This window comes from Mucilaginibacter galii, assembly GCF_014635825.1.
Classification (GTDB): domain Bacteria; phylum Bacteroidota; class Bacteroidia; order Sphingobacteriales; family Sphingobacteriaceae; genus Mucilaginibacter; species Mucilaginibacter galii.
In genome coordinates this window covers 76,537-94,545 of the sequence record NZ_BMDO01000012.1, presented here as the reverse complement: position 1 = coordinate 94,545, position 18,009 = coordinate 76,537, and the positions used below count along the sequence as shown (strand labels likewise).

Annotated in this window: 17 protein-coding genes; 7 read left to right on the top strand and 10 right to left on the bottom strand. The window is 45.1% G+C overall.

Translation table 11 applies throughout. The features are described from left to right. Window positions 1-57 precede the first annotated feature (57 nt). Window positions 58-900, bottom strand: coding sequence for an isoaspartyl peptidase/L-asparaginase (locus IEV61_RS18145; RefSeq protein ID WP_188418475.1), 843 nt, complete (start codon window positions 898-900; stop codon window positions 58-60). Between the two features lie 306 nt (window positions 901-1,206). After that, window positions 1,207-2,118: a cyanophycinase gene (locus tag IEV61_RS18140; RefSeq protein ID WP_188418474.1), complete on the bottom strand. Its 912-nt coding sequence runs from the start codon at window positions 2,116-2,118 to the stop codon at window positions 1,207-1,209. A gap of 213 nt (window positions 2,119-2,331) precedes the next feature. On the opposite strand from IEV61_RS18140, the gene cphA reads away from it, so the two are divergent. Then, window positions 2,332-4,959 (top strand): cyanophycin synthetase, encoded by a 2,628-nt coding sequence (gene cphA, locus IEV61_RS18135; RefSeq protein WP_188418473.1) that lies wholly within the window; start codon window positions 2,332-2,334, stop codon window positions 4,957-4,959. A 96-nt stretch (window positions 4,960-5,055) separates the two neighbouring features. Here the strand turns inward: cphA and IEV61_RS18130 are convergent, their stop codons facing one another. Both IEV61_RS18130 and IEV61_RS18125 read right to left on the bottom strand, forming a co-directional pair. Next, complete coding sequence (locus IEV61_RS18130; RefSeq protein ID WP_188418472.1) at window positions 5,056-5,673, bottom strand: DNA-3-methyladenine glycosylase family protein; 618 nt, start codon at window positions 5,671-5,673, stop codon at window positions 5,056-5,058. 23 nt (window positions 5,674-5,696) lie between these two features. Then, on the bottom strand, window positions 5,697-6,815 hold the full coding sequence (locus IEV61_RS18125) for a DUF4407 domain-containing protein (protein WP_188418471.1): 1,119 nt from the start codon (window positions 6,813-6,815) through the stop codon (window positions 5,697-5,699). A gap of 127 nt (window positions 6,816-6,942) precedes the next feature. Between IEV61_RS18125 and IEV61_RS18120 the strand changes: the two genes are divergently transcribed. The 3 genes from IEV61_RS18120 to IEV61_RS18110 are packed head-to-tail and all read left to right on the top strand — an operon-like array spanning window position 6,943 to window position 8,360. Continuing rightward, entirely contained in the window at window positions 6,943-7,257 is a 315-nt protein-coding gene (locus IEV61_RS18120) for a rhodanese-like domain-containing protein (RefSeq protein ID WP_188418470.1), read from the top strand. Between the two features lies 1 nt (window position 7,258). After that, entirely contained in the window at window positions 7,259-7,453 is a 195-nt protein-coding gene (locus IEV61_RS18115; RefSeq protein ID WP_188418469.1) for a DUF6358 family protein, read from the top strand. A gap of 4 nt (window positions 7,454-7,457) precedes the next feature. Beyond that, the gene (locus tag IEV61_RS18110; RefSeq protein ID WP_188418468.1) at window positions 7,458-8,360 is read left to right on the top strand and encodes a prohibitin family protein; all 903 of its coding nucleotides are present in this window, start codon (window positions 7,458-7,460) and stop codon (window positions 8,358-8,360) included. Between the two features lie 213 nt (window positions 8,361-8,573). On the opposite strand, the gene IEV61_RS18105 is transcribed toward IEV61_RS18110, so the two are convergent. From IEV61_RS18105 to IEV61_RS18100, 3 genes are all read right to left on the bottom strand, one after another. Next, window positions 8,574-9,791, bottom strand: a complete 1,218-nt coding sequence (locus IEV61_RS18105) for a M12 family metallopeptidase (RefSeq protein ID WP_188418467.1) — start codon at window positions 9,789-9,791, stop codon at window positions 8,574-8,576. A gap of 220 nt (window positions 9,792-10,011) precedes the next feature. After that, window positions 10,012-10,140: a hypothetical protein gene (locus tag IEV61_RS20715; RefSeq protein ID WP_262890610.1), complete on the bottom strand. Its 129-nt coding sequence runs from the start codon at window positions 10,138-10,140 to the stop codon at window positions 10,012-10,014. Between the two features lie 40 nt (window positions 10,141-10,180). Continuing rightward, window positions 10,181-11,461, bottom strand: a complete 1,281-nt coding sequence (locus tag IEV61_RS18100) for a replication-associated recombination protein A (RefSeq protein ID WP_188418466.1) — start codon at window positions 11,459-11,461, stop codon at window positions 10,181-10,183. Between the two features lie 701 nt (window positions 11,462-12,162). Between IEV61_RS18100 and IEV61_RS18095 the strand changes: the two genes are divergently transcribed. The 3 genes from IEV61_RS18095 to IEV61_RS18085 all read left to right on the top strand — a co-directional run bounded on the left by IEV61_RS18095 (window position 12,163) and on the right by IEV61_RS18085 (window position 15,921). Next, window positions 12,163-14,019, top strand: a complete 1,857-nt coding sequence (locus tag IEV61_RS18095; RefSeq protein ID WP_188418465.1) for a M61 family metallopeptidase — start codon at window positions 12,163-12,165, stop codon at window positions 14,017-14,019. A 2-nt stretch (window positions 14,020-14,021) separates the two neighbouring features. Continuing rightward, complete coding sequence (locus IEV61_RS18090; RefSeq protein WP_188418464.1) at window positions 14,022-15,323, top strand: M20/M25/M40 family metallo-hydrolase; 1,302 nt, start codon at window positions 14,022-14,024, stop codon at window positions 15,321-15,323. An 85-nt stretch (window positions 15,324-15,408) separates the two neighbouring features. Beyond that, a complete protein-coding gene (locus IEV61_RS18085; protein ID WP_188418463.1) occupies window positions 15,409-15,921 on the top strand; it encodes a GNAT family N-acetyltransferase in 513 nt (170 codons plus the stop codon). Here IEV61_RS18085 and IEV61_RS18080 read toward each other — a convergent pair. From IEV61_RS18080 to IEV61_RS18070, 3 genes are all read right to left on the bottom strand, one after another. Further along, window positions 15,902-16,351, bottom strand: a complete 450-nt coding sequence (locus tag IEV61_RS18080; RefSeq protein ID WP_188418462.1) for a hypothetical protein — start codon at window positions 16,349-16,351, stop codon at window positions 15,902-15,904. The two genes, IEV61_RS18085 and IEV61_RS18080, sit on opposite strands and share 20 nt — an antisense overlap. 43 nt (window positions 16,352-16,394) lie before the next feature. Continuing rightward, window positions 16,395-16,889 (bottom strand): GNAT family N-acetyltransferase, encoded by a 495-nt coding sequence (locus IEV61_RS18075; RefSeq protein WP_188418461.1) that lies wholly within the window; start codon window positions 16,887-16,889, stop codon window positions 16,395-16,397. A 71-nt stretch (window positions 16,890-16,960) separates the two neighbouring features. Next, entirely contained in the window at window positions 16,961-17,974 is a 1,014-nt protein-coding gene (locus tag IEV61_RS18070; protein ID WP_188418460.1) for a dipeptide epimerase, read from the bottom strand. Between the last annotated feature and the right edge of the window lie 35 nt (window positions 17,975-18,009).

Genomic DNA, 18,009 nt, shown 5'->3' with positions numbered 1-18,009 from the left:
TAATTAGCAGGTAAAAATACCACTAATCTTGTTAACCTAAGTTAATTCGAGTGTAATTTAATCAAAAACTTTTACATCCTCATCATACAAAGCCCAAACCATATAAGGATGGGTATCAGCATGATAAACCTCTCCATTGGCTGTAATACCAATTACACCTGCAAAACCGTCATAAGGCTTCATTTCGGCCAGGGTTTTATCGGTTGCCTGTGCCAGTGGCATACCATCACTAACTCGGGTAACAATTTTTGCGGCTACGGCACCAGATACAATGTCCTCCCCCACGCCGGTACACGATATACCGGCCGAAGCGTTGGCATAATTACCCGCTACAGTGGCCGAATCGCTTACCCGGCCGGGAATTTCAAAGCCCTTGCCGCCTGTAGAAGTTGCCGCTGCCAAGTTACCGTCTGTGTCGAGCGCCACACAACCTACAGTACCTAACCTTATCGAATTGTTAAGCTTGGTGGCATATTCCTGTTTACGCTGAGGAGTTTCGGGGTTGTAATAGTCGAAGCCGTTCTCGCGGGCATAAGTTTGTGCACCCTTACCACTTAATACCTTATCCTCAGCACTTTGAAGCTTCTCCGCAACTTGTATCGGGTTCTTCACTTCTTCTACGTTTATGACGCCCGAAAACTTCTGCGTTTTACCGTCCATTAAGGCAGCGCTTAAACGTATACAACCATCGCTTTGTATCTGCGATCCAGTACCGGCGTTGAACAGATCACAATCTTCCAGCAAGCTAACGGTATACACCACAGTTTCGGTAGCCGTATGAGTTTTCAGGTATTGGTAACCCTGGGTAACAATTTGCTTCAAAGCATCTTGCTTAGCCTGCTTAACCTCCTGGTTAGTGCCCGACTCGCTAAAAAATCCGCCGTGAATAATAAGTTTCATAATTGGTGTGTATGATAATATTTGATTTTATGATGATGTAATGTCAGTCTGAGCTTGTCGAAGACTTAGTAAAGCGTACAAGTCATCGACAAGCTCAGACTGACACTGCTCTTAACCTAAAAGTATAGGTATACCAACTTAATTCAATAAATTTAGGCGTTACCCTAACGGGTCAGGCTTTCCGCTCATACTGCACAGGCAGGTATCCGCTTCAATCCTTAACGCACGCGTTGGTATGTAATATCGCTCATGCTCTTAAGCATCTTCCCCGCTCCCCGTAACTCCGCTCCTCGCTCCATTAAATCCCTAATCCCTATCCGGCACCTGCAAGTAAACACCATCTTCTACCTTGGTGCGTTTTTTCATAATTAGCCTTTGCTGGGCCAGGTCGTAACGGTCAAAAATCGACATCACGTGTACTTTCAATCCTTCTATAGATACCGGTGCACCCATTTCCACATCGTAAATATTGGTTTGCACTAAACTTCGGCCATCTACCACAATGGTAAGACCCGAGCCTATAGCTTCCATCATGGCACCTTCGGTAATTAACAGGCCGGCATCTTCGCCCAAACCTATACCTAAGATACCTGGGTTGCTGGCTACGGCATAAAACAGGCGACCAATACGCCCGCGCTGTACAAAGTGGGTATCAATAATTACATGGTCTAAAAAGCCCAGTCCGGCAGTAATTTGCACTTCGCCTTTTACCAGGGCCTCGCTGCTTTCGCCGCGATAGATCATGTTGGTAGAGGCTGCCGCTGCACCAGCCGATGTACCGGCTACGATAAAGTTGTCGTGGCAGTACCGCGATTTTAAGATCTGCAAAAACTCAGTGCCGCCAAAAATAGAGCTCAGGCGCAGCTGGTCGCCGCCGCTAAACATCACCACATCGGCCTGGCGTATACGCTCCAGGTATTCGGGGTTTTGTGCATCTTCGCGATTGCGTATATCAAGCACATTAACATTGGTAACTTCTAACTGGTTAAACGCCTTAATATATTCGGTACCAACCAGTTCCGGAATCTGCGAGGCGGTAGTAATAACCTCCACTTTGGAGCCCAGCTGGTGAGCCGATTCATTGATCATTCGGCGTAAAATACCACGCTCAAAAAACTTTAAATAATGAGGTTGCATGATATGCTCTTCGGCACCTATATTAGTGCCCATATCAACCGCGCCACCTATAATTATTAATTTACCTTTCGGGACAATCATTCTGCTTTATCGGGTTCGTACATTACAAAGTAATGTAAAAATGCGGTTAAACAGCACTTTTAATAATAAAAATTGCATTATTACATCAAAATATATATTGATTTGTTACATTCCGGAATCACCCCACCCGAACCCTCCCCAAAGGAGGGGGCATTTGAAAGTCTCACCCTTTGGGGGAGATTTAGAGGGGGTTTCCAAAACTAACCGTGATTTATGAAAATTGAGAAAATACAAGTACTGCGTGGCCCTAACATCTGGAGTATAAGCCGCAAAAAGTTAATACAAATGCGGTTAAACCTGGAGGAGCTGGAGCACAGGCCTACCAACACCATTGACGGTTTTTACGAGCGCCTTAAAGCGCTTATTCCCAGCATGTACGTTCATCGTTGCTCTCCCGGTGTACCGGGTGGTTTTTTTCAGCGCGTAGAACAAGGCACCTGGATGGGCCACGTGATTGAGCATATCGCTTTAGAAATACAAACCCTGGCAGGCATGTACACTGGCTATGGCCGCACCCGCGAAACCAAAACACCGGGCACATATAACGTAGTATTTAACTACGTGGAAGAAAAGGTAGGCGTATTTGCTGCCGAGGCTGCTGTAAAAATTGCTGAAGCGCTTATTGAAGGCAGCGAGTATCCGCTGGAGGAAGATATACAGCAAATGCGTGAGATACGCGAGAACACCCGCCTGGGCCCAAGTACGGGCTCTATTGTGGAAGAAGCTATATCGCGCGATATACCCTGGATCAGGCTCAACAACCAGTCGCTGGTGCAGTTGGGTTATGGTAAAAACCAGGTACGCATCCGAGCTACCATGACCGAAAAAACCAGCAGCATAGCCGTTGACCTGGCCGGTAATAAAGACGAAACCAAACGTATTTTGCAGGAACAAGCCATACCGGTAGCTAAAGGGGTAACCATTACTGCAACTGAGCAAATAAAAGATGCTATACGCAACGTAGGTTTCCCCTTGGTGTTTAAACCGCTGGATGGCAACCATGGCCGCGGTGCCACCATTAATGTAAAAACTGAGGAAGAGGCCGTTGCTGCTTTTGAGCATGCGGCCCGTATATCGCGCAAGGTTATCGTCGAAAAATTTATCAGCGGGTACGATTTCCGTGTACTGGTGATCGACAATAAAATGGTGGCTGCTGCCCTGCGTGTGCCTGCACACGTAACCGGCGACGGACAAGCAACCATACAACAACTCATTGATAAAGAGAACAGCGACACACGCCGCGGATACGGCCATGAAAACGTGCTTACCCTGATATCGGTAGACCGCGATACCATGGACCTACTGAATAAGTTGAATTATACTTTAGAAACCATACCTGCGGCCGATGAAGTGGTGTACCTTAAATCTACTGCTAACCTGAGCACCGGTGGCACCTCTATAGATGTAACCGACCAGGTACACCCCGAAAACGTATTCATTTGCGAGCGTATATCGCGGGTAATAGGTTTAGATATTTGCGGTATTGATATTATGGCGCAAGACCTTACCCACCCGCTTACCGAGAACGGCGGTGTTATATTAGAGGTTAACGCAGCGCCGGGCTTCCGCATGCACATTGCCCCAAGCGAGGGCTTGCCGCGCAACGTAGCCGGCCATGTGGTAGATATGTTGTATCCATACGGTAAATCGGCCAGGATACCTATCATTGCCACTACCGGCACCAACGGCAAAACTACCACCACGCGTTTAATTGCCCACATTGTAAAAAATAATGGCTACCGGGTAGGCTTCACCACATCAGATGGCATTTACGTACAAAACAGCATGATGATGAAGGGCGATACCACAGGCCCTATGAGCACGGAGTTTATTTTGAAAGACCCTACCGTGGAGTTTGCCGTATTGGAAACTGCCCGCGGTGGCATTTTACGCTCGGGACTAGGCTTTGGCCATTGCGATATTGGCGTAATTACCAATATTCAGGAAGATCACTTAGGTATATCAGATATACACACGCTCGATGATCTGGCCAGGGTAAAAGCCGTGGTTATTGATTCGGTGAAGAAGAACGGTTGGGGCGTTTTAAATGCCGATAGCGAGCATTGCGTAAAAATTGGTAAACAAGCAGACTGCTTTATTGCCTACTTTAGCCGTAACGAAGACAACCCGGTTATTAAAGCGCATTGCCAAAAGGGCGGCATTGCCTGCGTTTACGAAAATGGCTACATCACTATTAAAAAAGGCGACTGGAAATTACGGGTACAGCGTGCAAGCCAAATACCAATTACTTTTGGTGGTACGGTTAACTTCATGATCGAAAACGTGCTCGCGGCTACCTTAGCCACTTACCTGTGGGGCTTTAAAACCGAAGATATTAAAACCGCGCTGCAAACCTTCGTACCATCGGCATCGCAAACACCTGGCCGTATGAACATCTTCGACTTTAAGGAGTTTAAGTTCATGGTAGATTTTGCCCACAACCCTAACGGTTACAATGGCATTAAGGAGTTTTTAAGCCATATAGATTCGCCGCAGAAAATAGGCTTGATTTCGGGTACGGGCGACCGCCGCGATGATGATATACGCGAACTAGGTCGCATATCGGCCAGTATGTTCGACCATATTTTACTTCGCCAGGAAAACCATACCCGTGGCCGCACTAAAGAAAACCTTATTGGCTTAATGGTAGAGGGCATTAAAGAAGTTAAACCCGATGCTTCTTACGAAGTTTTAGGAAGCGATACTGACCCTATTGCCTACGCCATTAGCTTAGCTCAACCGGGTGCGTTCATCACCACCCTGAGCGATGCGGTAGATAACGCGGTTGAGATTGTGCAGAACTTTCAGGAGAAGGAAAGATTGAGCCCCCCAACCCCCTAAAGGGGAGTTAATAGAAGCAAGAAACACAAGAAACAAGAGCCAAGAAACAAGATGTTTTCAAACATTTATCTTGGCTCTTGTTTCTTAGATCTTGGCTCAATCCCGAGGGCTTAAATAATAATGCCACAGCAGCATAGCCGCTACGCTGCGGTAGGGTTGCCATTGTTCGGCTATTTGCAGTAAGTGTTCTTTCGTGGCGGCGGTAGGCACAGGCTTTAAGCGCTTCATGGCGTTTACAATGGCCAGATCGCCTATGGGAAAGATATTGGTGCGGTGCAGCACCATCAGCAGATAGATGTCTACCGTCCAGTTGCCAATGCCTTTGAGCGCCGTAAGTTTTTTGCGGGTCCCATCATCAGGCAAAGTTTCGAGCTCTTGCAGGTTAAGTTGTCCACTTAGCAGGGCTTCGGCTAAATACTTAACATAAACGGTTTTTTGCCTGCTGAAATAACAGGCTTTCAACTCCTCGTCGGTTAACATCAGTACGCGCGACGGGGTAATTTCCTGTATCCGATCCTTCAGCTTATTCAAAGCCGACAATGCCGACGCCAATGATACCTGCTGCTCTAAAATAATATGCACCAGTGTTTCAAAACTATTAGCGCGCGACCAAAATGGCGGGTAACCATGCCGGTCGATAATACTTTTAAAATCACCATCTTCGGTAGCTAAATGGTCGCAAAGCTGGTGATAGTTATCCTGGTTAAAGGTCATTAATTATCGAACTGGGACACACCTTAATCATAACTATGCCGTTCCAGATCGTAGTCAGATTGCCCGGTGATGAGCTTCTTTCGCTTTTGGATATCGGCATCTACCTGGTGGTCAAAAACCTCATCGGTCACTACCATTTCACGATCTTTATCGCGCTCGGCAAAATGAATATTGGCTTCGGCCAAACGGGCAACGGCCACATCATACGGACCCTTAGGCGACATCAATTTCACAAATACCGGCAAACACTCAAATAAAATAAACAGATAGCCTATAAATGATTGTGCCAGGTAAGTATCTAAATCCTTGGTGCCATCTTGCCTAAAAGAAAGTTGCCCCAGCGCCCAGTTACGGTCGGCAAAGCCGGCAACGTTGGCCAGGCTATCTAATTGTGTACCGGTAAAAAGGCGGGTGCTATTCAGGCCTTCATAATCCTTACGCTGGCTCAGGTACTGGTCCAAACGGTCAACTTCTTGGGTTACTATTTTTAAGCGCGTCTCTTTTTCCAGCAAAACAGCTTCTTTTTGCTTAGCGTAGGTGCCGTAACCCGAAATACCTGATGTTTGGTCGTTTTTGTTGCCAAAAACTTCCTGGTTCAGTTGTACCCGCGAGCGGTTAATATCGCGTTCTAAGGAGTCTTTCTCCAGTTTTAAGTCCTTATTTTTGGCCATCTCCATAGCGTATTTTTGAGTATACGTTTTTTGGAGTGTGTCAATCTTGCGGTTTTGGCCTTTAGAGTACGACTCTTTCAATTTGCCGCGAATCTCTTTATCAAAAATTTTCAACTCCAGTGGGCGCGAAATTACCACCCCTATCATGATGGCCAGCAAAATACGGGGCAATGCCTGTAACAGTTGCTGGTTACTGCTGCCCTGCTTGTTAATACTCGATACGATGTAGCGGTCCATGTTAAAAATGGCCAGCCCCCATATTAAGCCAAATAGTATAGCGAAAACAACGGCCAGCGGATTACCGCTAAACACAAAATACATGGCATAACCGCCCGATAAACAGGCAAATAAAGCTGTAAAAAATATAGTGGCCCCAATGCCCACATACCTGTTGTGCTCAATGGGGTACTTTTTTAAGGTATCGATGTGCGCTCCCGAACAGAACCAAAAAAAGCGGGTTACTTTTCTCATGAATAACTAATATACGAAATTAAATGCCGTATTCTCTTATGAAACGCCCCGCGGCACTGATTGTTACACTTTTACGACTGATTATTTATGTGCAAAACAACTACCTTTGAACCATAAATTTACAACCATGCAAGAAATAACTGTAGAAGAACTGAAAAGAATGAAAGATGCCGGCGAAGATTTTCAGCTAATAGATGTGCGCGAAGATTTTGAATACGAAATGTCGAACCTGGAAGGAAAAAACATACCGTTGGGCGGCGTTTTAATTGAAACAGATAAAATAAGTAAAGATAAACCCGTAGTGGTAATGTGCCGCAGCGGTAAACGCAGTGCCATGGCTATTATGCAGTTAGAAGCTCAGGGTTACACTAATTTATATAACTTGCAAGGCGGCATCCTGGCCTGGGCCGATCAAATAGATCCGAGCATTAGCGTGTATTAATATGGCCGGAAAAATGTTTTTGAGTGTGGTATATAATATAGCTATATTTATATGCTTGTACACCGTGTACTGGGGGTTTACCAATCACCGGTACGATTTTTTAACAGGTGCCGTAGTTTTAGCCGCTATATTTATAGTGCTGAAGGTACGTCTGCTTAAAGAAGTGAGAGCAATGGAAGATCCTAAAACTAAATAAACTGATGATACTGATTTTTCTGGGGCTGGTGTTTCTGGTAGCGGGCATAGTGCTAAAGCAATCCAATACTACCAACAGCCGTTTTAGTGGTGTAGCCACTACGGCAGGCATTGTGGTAATAGTGCTGGGTGCGCTGCTATCGGCTTTTAAAACCATCCCCCCCGGAAAAGCCGGTGTGCAAACGTTGTTTGGCAAGGTGCAAAACCAGGTTTTGGAAAGTGGCCTGCATGTCATCAACCCGCTGGTTGATGTAACCACATTCAATATTCAAACACAAAATTACACCATGAGCGGCGTACACAGCGAGGGCGAAGTGGTGGGCGATGATGCCATTAAAGTATTATGTTCCGACGGCTTGGAGGTCACTATCGACCTGTCTACCTTGTTTAGGGTAAAAGCCAGCAAGGCACCATTTATTTACCAGAACATTGGGGTTGATTATGTGGATAAACTGGTGCGCCCTGTAACCCGTACCGTACTACGTGATAACGCCGTAAATTATCAGGCAGTAGACCTCTATTCGGTAAAACGCCAGGAATTTCAGGACCGTATATTTCAAACCATTAGTCAGAACTTTGCTAAAAATGGCTTAGAACTACAACAGATCCTCATCCGCAATGTGGCTTTACCTGCCTCGGTAAAAGCCAGTATCGAATCAAAGATCAATGCCGAGCAGGAAGCCCAGAAAATGCAATTCGTGCTCCAAAAAGAACGCCAGGAAGCCGAACGCAAGCGTGTAGAAGCCCAGGGTATAGCCGACTACCAAAAGACGCTATCTACTGGCCTATCAGACAAGCAATTACAATACGAAAGCATCCAGGCACAAAAAGCCATTGCCCTATCGCCCAATACTAAAGTGATCATTATGGGCAATGGGAAAACGCCGGTGATTTTGGGAGGGCAGTAAAGGAGGATAAAGGACTTTTGGACTTCAGGGGGGAAGGATCAAAGTTTTCACACTGCATTTTTTAATTTACGAACGGATAAAAAGTATATAATTATTGTAAGCGGATAATTGCTCATTAAGATTATGTTGAACCGCTTAAAGTTTAAAAGCGTTCAAACATGAACGCTTTTAAACAAGTAATGATAAGGTCTACAACGTTCGTACTACTATACCTTACTTCAGTCGCTGTGCGCCAATATATTCATAGAAAGAATTTGGCTCGGGATCCATCCGCTGATTATAATGTTCATTAACACTGTAAGTTCCTGCATAGTAATTCGCAACTCCTGCTGGAAAACCAATAACGTTTGACCATACAGCATAAGTACTACCATACCCCTGACCTAACGGATTATATTCTGTTCTGTATTTGGCTACACGTACTTCTATTGGCTTAGTAAGACTTGCTCTACCAGTTTGATTTGTGAAATAAATTTCTACATCACTGTCGTAAACCCTATCGAAGCCAGTATCTTGATACCAATTCTGTGTTTCATCATACCCAATACCTATCGGTTCGTATAGGTAATTGATCGCATCAATGTCTGTTTGTGTTAAATAAGAGCGATTGGTAGAATATTCTGTTCCGTCTTTTTTAGTAATAGTTGGCAAGTTATTCTTACTAAATGCTTTAGAACTATACATCATAATAGAATTAAAATCAAAAGGACCGTAATCAAGCCCCCAATCGCCGCTTTCCGAATACTTTTCAAAATTATGTTTTTTGCCTAACTCGATGTTTTCCTCATGAATATTAATGTATAAATCTCTATCCTCTCGGCTTTGCTCATGAAATAATCCAATAGCATGGCCTAATTCATGTAAGGTATTACCCTCCGAACAATCATCACTTAAGGTTAGCTCTTGTTCTCCCATCTTTCTTCCCACAAAAGAGGAACATCCATCACCACGTTTAATGTGTACCCAGCTACTAGCATAACCCGATTTCCGTACAAATCTAATTCTTGTATATGCCTCCCATGTAGCAATTGCATTAGTGATTCGACTCTGATTGGGCACATTTGAATCAACATCCCAATAAACAACGCCAGATTGCCAAGTGTTAATAAATGCTGTTTTTATTGCAGCGAAAGACCCTTTAAATTTCTGTTTAGTAGATTTTTCAAAAAGTGCAATCTGCTCGGGCGAAAGAATAATGTCACCTTCTAAGACATAAGCTTTATCTTTCTTTACAACATTCAAATCTCTACCTCTGAATTTATAAGTAATCACCTGCCCCTGTATATTAGGCAATGCCTCTTCTGATTCACAATGACAATTAGTAGAGCTTTTTAGTTCACTTGTGTTATTCAAAGCGATTGTAGATTTCCGACAGGAAGTAAATGTTGCTGCTAAGGAAATTAAGATGATTAAGTGTAGGAGTTTTCTCATTGAAATAAGATTGTGATAGTTAATTTATATGAGCAAGATACAAATCTGAATTTCTTTTAAAGAAATTTTATTTTAAACAAATGTTAAAATCAAGCTTGTTTTTATCACGACACATAAATAACTGATTATTTCAGCCTGTGGTCGGTGTTTTTACCGTACCACTTCTACAACGCAAAAAATTATGCCTGTGGTCGGTGTTATCACCACACCACTATAAATACTACTTCGTAGCCGCCATAGTCTCATTCCAGCCGTCAACTACGCCATTTTTAAAAGCTTTCCATTCTACAGCTAATAAAACCAAGAACACTATGAGTACCACTTTTCCTAAGGTGATTTTCTTTTTCATGATAACAGTTAAGTTGCTGGCTTAAATATAGATACAAGTTTTAATACTTGTAGCGGTCGCCCCATAATTTTTTCAGCTTTTCGCGGGCCTCGTTTTCGCGGGCGTTACTGCCGGGGTCGTAAAGCTTGGTTCCTTTAACAGCATCGGGCAAAAAATCCTGTTCGGTAAAGCTGCCTTCGTAGCTGTGAGCATACTTATAATCTTTACCGTAGCCTATATTTTTCATGAGTTTGGTAGGTGCGTTGCGCAGGTGCAACGGCACGGGCAAATCGCCGGTTTGTTTTACCAGCGCCATGGCGGTATCAATAGCCATATAGCTGGCATTACTCTTGGCCGAGGTAGCCAGGTAAACCGCCGTTTGCGATAAGATGATGCGCGCTTCGGGCATTCCAATTACCCTCACGGCCTCAAAGCAGCTTTGTGCCAGCAGCAGGGCATTAGGGTTGGCATTGCCAATATCTTCAGACGCTAAAATGAGCATACGGCGTGCAATAAAAGAAGGGTCTTCGCCCCCTACCAGCATACGGGCCATCCAGTAAACGGCACCGTTAGGGTCGCTGCCCCGCATGGATTTGATGAAGGCCGAAATAATATCATAATGCTGTTCTCCTGCCTTATCGTACAGCGCCATATTTTGCTGCACATTTTCGAGCACAGCCTGGTTAGTCACGATAATTTCAGGCGCATCAATGGCATTAATGAGCAGTTCAAAAATATTTAACAGTTTACGTGCATCGCCGCCTGAGAGGCGCAGCAAAGCTTCGTGTTCTTTGATAACAATATTCTTTTGTTTCAGCACCTCATCCTCTCGCATAGCCTTATGTAGCAGGTTAACTAAATCATCCTCATTAAGATGCTGCAAAATATAAACCTGCGCACGCGATAGTAACGCAGAGATGACCTCGAACGATGGATTTTCGGTAGTGGCGCCAATTAACGTAACAATACCGCGCTCTACCGCGCCCAGCAGCGAGTCTTGCTGCGATTTGGAGAAACGGTGGATCTCATCGATGAATAAAACCGGTAGGGTTTGTCCGCCTTGTTTTAACAGGGTGGCTTTTTCAATAACCTCCCGCACATCTTTTACCCCCGAGTTAATGGCACTCAACGCAAAAAACGGACGTTTGAGGTTCTGAGATATAATATATGCCAGCGTAGTTTTACCCACCCCCGGCGGCCCCCAAAACAGCATCGACGGTAAATTGCCCGATTCGATAGCCTTGCGCAGCACCGCACCAGGGCCTACCAAATGTTTTTGCCCTACATAATCATCCAGCGATTTGGGTCGCATACGCTCGGCCAATGGCGGCAAGTTATTCATGGTGTAAATTTCGGGATTGTTAAATGGAAATCCTAATTAGGGTTGGTACTTGTGAACAACCTTCGTCTGCTATGGCCGCAGAGGCCTTTATTCTTTTTCTTGATAAAAAGAACCAAAAATCAAGTCACCTCCCTATGCTTCTTTGCGCACAAGGCCTTTACCCTGCAAAGCGGGGCAGCAACACGGGCTGTTTAGATTTACCCCGATGGCTTCGCCCACACATGGCTTGCGCTACATGCAAATCTAAAAGGCCCTGCCGGCGCACAAGGCCAACAAGTGCTCCCCCGCTTTCAGCCGAAGCTGGGAGGTGACGGAGAAGGGAACAAGTGGCAGTGAGGGTTTAAGACGCGTGGTTCTTGAACGCTTCATTAGACCCCTCCCTGCCCTCCCGAGTAAGGGAATTGAAAGCAACGCTATGCAACACAAATTTTAAGAATATCTACACTACCATTCAAAAGAAGGGTGGGCCTGCCAGCGCACCCGGCCGGGAGTGGGCCCTGTGGGAAAAGGCAGGGATTGTGCTGGCTTGGCCTTTTTGCTTTTTGTGGCTAAGACAAAAGAAGTAGCCTCTCGCGGCAATGAGCGAGACGAAGTAAGTTTGACAGCACAGAATAAATTTAAAAACTCACTAAACCTAAATAAACAAGATTCCTAACTATCTCCCATTTTTATCCTATTTTCAGCCAGTATATTGCTTAAACATGAAAAAACTTTACCTATCGGCTGCGACCCTGCTGCTATCGGCGGCAGCTTTTGCGCAAAGCGACATTTATTATACCGTTTCGTTCCCAAATGCGGCACACCACGAGGCCGAAATTAGCATGAGGGTGCCCGAAGTACCCGCCGGAACTTTCAGGTTTCGCATGAGCCGTTCATCGCCCGGCAGGTATGCCACCCATGAGTTTGGCAAGAACATTTACAACTTAAAAGCTTTTGGCGAAAAGAACACCCTGCTTTCGGTAAAGCAAGTAGAGGGCGATGTGTATGAAATAGCCCAACATGGCACTACCGTTATCATCAGCTATACCTTGTTTGGTAATTATATGGATGGAACTTACGTGGGTATTGACCAAAGTACGGCCCACTTTAACATGCCCGCTGCCTTTACCTGGGTTGTAGGGATGGAAAAGCGCCCCGTACATTTTAAATTTAACGATACAGAAAAATACGGCTGGAAGGTAGCCACCCAATTAAAACCTGAAGCAGCAGGCACTTATTATGCGCCTAACCTGCAATACATGATGGATAGCCCTACCTCGCTGGCGGCTTACAAAATGCACAGTTGGGAAGTAAGCAATCCCGATGGACGCAAGCAAACCATCCACCTTACCTCGCACAGCGATGATGACCAAACTACTATTGATGCCTTTGGCGAAATGGTTAAAAAGGTAACGCTGGAAGCACAAGCTGTTTATGGCGAACTGCCGGTTTACGATTATGGTAATTATGTGTTTTTGCACGATGTACATGCCACCAATGCGGGCGATGGCATGGAGCACCGCAACTCTACCAGTATTGTGCAATCGACTCCAAAAATTGCGGGTAACGAGAACCGCCTGCTGGGCACCTTTGCACACGAGTATTTTCACAGCTGGAATGTGGAACGCATCAGGCCAAAATCGTTAGAGCCGTTTAACTTTGAGCATGCCAACATGAGCAGCGAGCTTTGGTTTGCCGAAGGTTTTACGCAATACTACGGCGAAATGCTGCTGGTGCGCGCCGGTTTGCGTACGCCCGAAATGTACACCCGTACTATAGCGGGACTGGTTAATACGGTGCTTAACTCCCCTGCGGCCAATCACTACTCACCTGCGCAAATGAGCCGTTATGCCGTATTTGCCGATGCTGGTGTGTCTATTGATCCTAACAACAATGCCAACGTATTTACCAGCTATTACACCTATGGCGGTGCAACCGCACTGGCGCTCGATCTGCGCCTGCGCAACGAATTTAAGCTAACGCTTGATGATTATATGCGCGCCGTTTGGTTAGCCTACGGTAAAGTAAAACCGGGCAGCAACATTGGTTATGTAGAAAAACCATACACCATTGCCGATCTGCAGGCCGTACTGGCCCAGGTTACCAAAAACCCAACCTTTGCCTCAGAGTTTTTTAGCAGTTACATTTATGGATTCGAGAAAAACAATTATGTGACCTTGTTAGATAAAGCCGGTTTAATTTTGCGTAGGGCACAGGCCGGTAAAGCATGGTCTGGTCAGCTGCGTACTACCACGTCTGATGGTGGCTTAATGATTCAAAACAATACCGTTCAGGGCTCTCCCCTGTACGATGCCGGTATAGATGTAGGCGATATTGTCCTTACCGTTGATGGCAAGGAAGTGAAGGATATAACCACTTATAACTCCGCATTAGAGGGAAAAAAGCCGGGCGATAAAGTAACCTACACCTACAAAAACCGCACAGGTAACCACGAAGCCACTGTAGCCCTGCAAGAAAATCCGGCTTATGAAGTAGTGATGTATGAAACTGCCGGCAAAGAATTATCGGCCGCACAAAAAGAATTCCGTAACAAATGGTTAAGTACCAAAGTCAAATAAACATGAAAAAATATACCATAGCCCTGGCATTGGCCACCGCAAGCTTTACAGGCTTTGCACAGGATGTAAATAAACTCATACAGCAACCCGAGGTTGAGCGGTTAATTAAAACCCTGAGCGCCGATGACATGCAGGGCCGTGGCACTTTTACGCCCGGCATTGATAAAGCCGCCACTTTTATTGAAGGCGAGTTTAAAAAAATTGGCTTGCAGCCCTTAACCGGGGCTACCGGTTTCAGACAAAGCTTTACGGTATATCGTATCGTACCCGCCTCAGTGCAGGTATCACTTGATGGTAAGGCTATACCTGCCGAAAACATAGCTGTTGCCGCTGGTGCCGATTTTAACTGGAGCAGCAATGCGGATGTACAGGTAGTTAAAATAGGGGCCGATCAAAACTTTCAAACCGAGTACCGCACTTATATGCGCAGCGGTAAAAAAACGTTATTACTGGTCGATCCTAAATTTGAACCGTTCTTTAAACGTCTGCGCGCTGCTGTTAGCGGCGGCAATATAACTATGGAGGCCCCGGCGGCCAATCCACAACAGGTGGTAATTGTGTTGGGTACTTATGATAATGTGAAGGCATTTGACGTAACCTACAAAACCAAGACAGAAAACCCACCTATTTTCAACGTAGCCGGTATGATTAAAGGCAAGTCAAAACCCGATGAGTACGTGGTATTTTCGGGCCATTATGACCACTTAGGTATTGGCAAAGCTATGGAGGGCGATAGCATTTCTAACGGTGCCGATGATGATGCCTCGGGCACTACGGCCATGATAAGCCTGGCTAAATATTATAAAAAATTGAACAATAACGAGCGCACATTGATCTTTGTAGCCTTTACCGCCGAAGAAATTGGTGGTTACGGTGCCCGTTACTTCTCCAAACAATTAGACCCTGATAAAACGGTGGCAATGTTTAACATTGAAATGATTGGCAAGACTTCTAAGTTTGGAGAAAATGCAGCCTTTATAACAGGTTATGAGCGTTCCGATTTTGGAGAGATCTTACAACGTAACTTAAAAGGCACGGCGTTTACTTTTCACCCGGATCCTTACCCCGAGCAAAACCTGTTTTACCGCAGCGATAACGCCACCCTGGCCCGCTTAGGTGTACCTGCGCACACCATATCTACCGACCAGATAGATACTGATAAGCTGTACCATACTGTAAAAGATGAATTTAGTTCATTGAATGTGGCTAACATTACGGCAACCATTAGGGCCATTGCGCTAAGCTCGCGCAGTATTGTGGCCGGTACCGATACGCCTAAACGTATTGCTAAACTGGAAAGATAAAAATTAGTACCCACAAAAAACCGCAGGTATTTAGCTGCGGTTTTTTTGTGGGATATTAGTTTATCAACCTCTATATATTACCTCCATGCCCGTTATTCTCGAAACCGAAAGACTCCGCCTGCGTACGTTCACCATTGCCGATGCATCTTTTGTGCTCCAACTGCTGAACACACCAAACTGGCTCAAATACATTGGCGACCGCGGTATTAAAACCATCGAGCAGACACAAAGCTATTTAGCCAACGGCCCCATCATGAGTTACACCACTTACGGCTTCGGCCTGTACCTGGTTGAGCTTAAAGCTACGGGAATACCAATAGGGATGTGCGGATTACTGAAACGAAACTATCTTGAGCACATGGACATAGGCTATGCCCTGCTGCCTGCTTATGAAGGCAACGGTTATGCTTGCGAAATAGCAGCCGCCACCATGAACTACGCTTTCACCAAACTGCATTTAATGCACCTGGCCGCCATTACCGATACCGGCAACGAACGCTCGGTAAAACTGCTGGAAAAGTTAGGATTTCAACTCCAAGAGCTGATCGTGATCGAAAATAAAGACCTTAACCTGTTTATCAGGGATGCTCAAACATAAATATAAGGGCAGGGTTACCGCCACTCAAAGCCAAACTATATTTTAAACGATTAGCAGATAGCTCTAACAACTGGTATGTGATAGCTCCGATAGTGATTGTCTTTTTTGAGAAATCAACCGTATAAACTTTATAATCAGGTATTTCTATACTAATGGGTGGCACTATGGAGCCGTAATTATAGTACACTCTACTATCTGTTTTGAAGGATATAACATCATCCTTGTCCCAGCTTTGAACAGCATAATACTGGTAAGTACCTACAGGCGGATTTACCGTTGTATTACCATCAATCAACACGGGCTTCCAACTTCTAGCCGTCAGTGCTTCCATCGTAAAATCTTTAACCACTACTGGTTCGTTCTTATCCTTTTTACAGGATACAAGAAAGAACAAAGTTATAATCAGGAGTAAGTAGTTACGGGTCCTCATAACAATAAGATTTAGATGCTCAATATACTAATTCCGGTTTACGCTATAATACCTTCCTCATCACATAATCATTCATAAAGTAAGGGCCAATAGGCACATCTTCATTATAGATAATGGTAAAGCCTAACTTTTTATAAAAATCTATGGTTTTATTATGGCGGTTAACATTAAGTTCTAAGGCCCCGGCGCCTGCCTGTTGTGTTGCGTTTACTACCGCATTAATCAACTGCTTACCATATCCTTTACCTTGTGCAGCAGCCAGGCAATAAAGTTTGTGCAACTTATAAACGGAGGCATCTTCGCTGCGGGGCGAATAGGAGGCAAAGGCTACCGGCTGGCCGTCTTCTTCCAAAATCAGGTATTGCTGCTCGCCGCTATCAATCTGCCCGGCAATTTTATCCGACACGTAAATAACGCCCAGCATGTAAGTGATCTGCTCGGTGGTCAAAATATCGCCGTAAGTTGGCCACCACGTATGATGGGCAATTTTTACAACGCAGTCGGCATCGGCCATCGTAGCGTGTCGTATAGTGTACATAATCAAAGATAAGTTTGTAAGCCTATGCAGGTGCCATATCTCCTATAAATTTTTGCTTGAATTAAATTTAGCTATGCTGGCACTAATCCTAAACCCGATTCCTTACTTAAAACCCACTTTCCCTCACTAAAGCCGGGCATTTTGAATGGGTTATTGCTGGTTAAAAAGGGGCCATCTAAATCGGCCCAATCACATTGCGGGGCCAGGGCAGCAGCGGCCAGGGTAGCGCAACTGGTTTCGCTCATGCAGCCTATCAATATTTTCAGGTCCAACTCACGGGCTTTGGCTATCATTTGACCAGCCTCATACATGCCGGCCGATTTCATGAGTTTAATATTAATACCATGGTACGCTCCTTTGGCTCGCTCTACATCGGCCAATCGTTGTACGGCTTCATCGCCAATAATGGGGATAGGGCTGCGCTCGGTTAGCCATGCATTACTGTCGGGGTCGGTTTTTAGGAAAGGTTGCTCAATCAATTGTACACCCTGCTGCTGCAGCCAGTAAACCAGGTCAAGGCTCTGCTGGCGGTCGGTCCACCCCTGGTTGGCATCCACGTATAAGGGCACAGTGGTTGCCGAACGTACGGTTTCAATTAGCTGTTTATCGTCAGGGCTGCCCAATTTTACCTTGATCACCTGGGCTTGTGCGGCTTCTTTAACCTTTTGCAGTACCACTGCAGGCTCATCCATACCTATGGTGATGCTTGTTACGGGCATCAATATTGGATCGCTTCCTGCTAATTCATAACAAGGTTTATGCAGTAATTTGCCTTCTAAATCGTGCAGTGCAATATCAATAGCCGCTTTAATGGCCGGATTACCCGGTGCAAGGCTATCTAAGTAACCTATAATGCTTTGATAGTTAAAAGGATACCGAAGTTGATTAACATCCACCTTGTTTAATAATGCCGTAGCTGTTTCTAAGCTCTCGCCCAAATAAGGCACCATAGAGGCTTCGCCGTAACCTATACAACCATCATGTTCCAATTGCAGCAGCATGACCGGCGTTGAGGTACGCGAAAACTTAGCAATGGTAAAACGGTGTTTTAATTGCAGTTGGAAGGGCGAATAGCTCAGTTTCATATTAAAAATAAAGCTAAGCATTTGGTTAACGGTTA

Coding starts and splice junctions, on each gene's coding strand:
- IEV61_RS18110 (WP_188418468.1), top strand. CDS start 7,458: ATGATACTGATTTTTCTGGGGCTGGTGTTTCTGGTAGCGGGCATAGTG.
- IEV61_RS18115 (WP_188418469.1), top strand. CDS start 7,259: ATGGCCGGAAAAATGTTTTTGAGTGTGGTATATAATATAGCTATATTT.
- IEV61_RS18105 (WP_188418467.1), bottom strand. CDS start 9,791: ATGAGAAAACTCCTACACTTAATCATCTTAATTTCCTTAGCAGCAACA.
- IEV61_RS18080 (WP_188418462.1), bottom strand. CDS start 16,351: ATGAGGACCCGTAACTACTTACTCCTGATTATAACTTTGTTCTTTCTT.
- IEV61_RS18140 (WP_188418474.1), bottom strand. CDS start 2,118: ATGATTGTCCCGAAAGGTAAATTAATAATTATAGGTGGCGCGGTTGAT.
- IEV61_RS18090 (WP_188418464.1), top strand. CDS start 14,022: ATGAAAAAATATACCATAGCCCTGGCATTGGCCACCGCAAGCTTTACA.
- IEV61_RS20715 (WP_262890610.1), bottom strand. CDS start 10,140: ATGAAAAAGAAAATCACCTTAGGAAAAGTGGTACTCATAGTGTTCTTG.
- IEV61_RS18095 (WP_188418465.1), top strand. CDS start 12,163: ATGAAAAAACTTTACCTATCGGCTGCGACCCTGCTGCTATCGGCGGCA.
- IEV61_RS18125 (WP_188418471.1), bottom strand. CDS start 6,815: ATGAGAAAAGTAACCCGCTTTTTTTGGTTCTGTTCGGGAGCGCACATC.
- IEV61_RS18145 (WP_188418475.1), bottom strand. CDS start 900: ATGAAACTTATTATTCACGGCGGATTTTTTAGCGAGTCGGGCACTAAC.
- cphA (WP_188418473.1), top strand. CDS start 2,332: ATGAAAATTGAGAAAATACAAGTACTGCGTGGCCCTAACATCTGGAGT.
- IEV61_RS18100 (WP_188418466.1), bottom strand. CDS start 11,461: ATGAATAACTTGCCGCCATTGGCCGAGCGTATGCGACCCAAATCGCTG.
- IEV61_RS18085 (WP_188418463.1), top strand. CDS start 15,409: ATGCCCGTTATTCTCGAAACCGAAAGACTCCGCCTGCGTACGTTCACC.
- IEV61_RS18075 (WP_188418461.1), bottom strand. CDS start 16,889: ATGTACACTATACGACACGCTACGATGGCCGATGCCGACTGCGTTGTA.
- IEV61_RS18120 (WP_188418470.1), top strand. CDS start 6,943: ATGCAAGAAATAACTGTAGAAGAACTGAAAAGAATGAAAGATGCCGGC.
- IEV61_RS18070 (WP_188418460.1), bottom strand. CDS start 17,974: ATGAAACTGAGCTATTCGCCCTTCCAACTGCAATTAAAACACCGTTTT.
- IEV61_RS18130 (WP_188418472.1), bottom strand. CDS start 5,673: ATGACCTTTAACCAGGATAACTATCACCAGCTTTGCGACCATTTAGCT.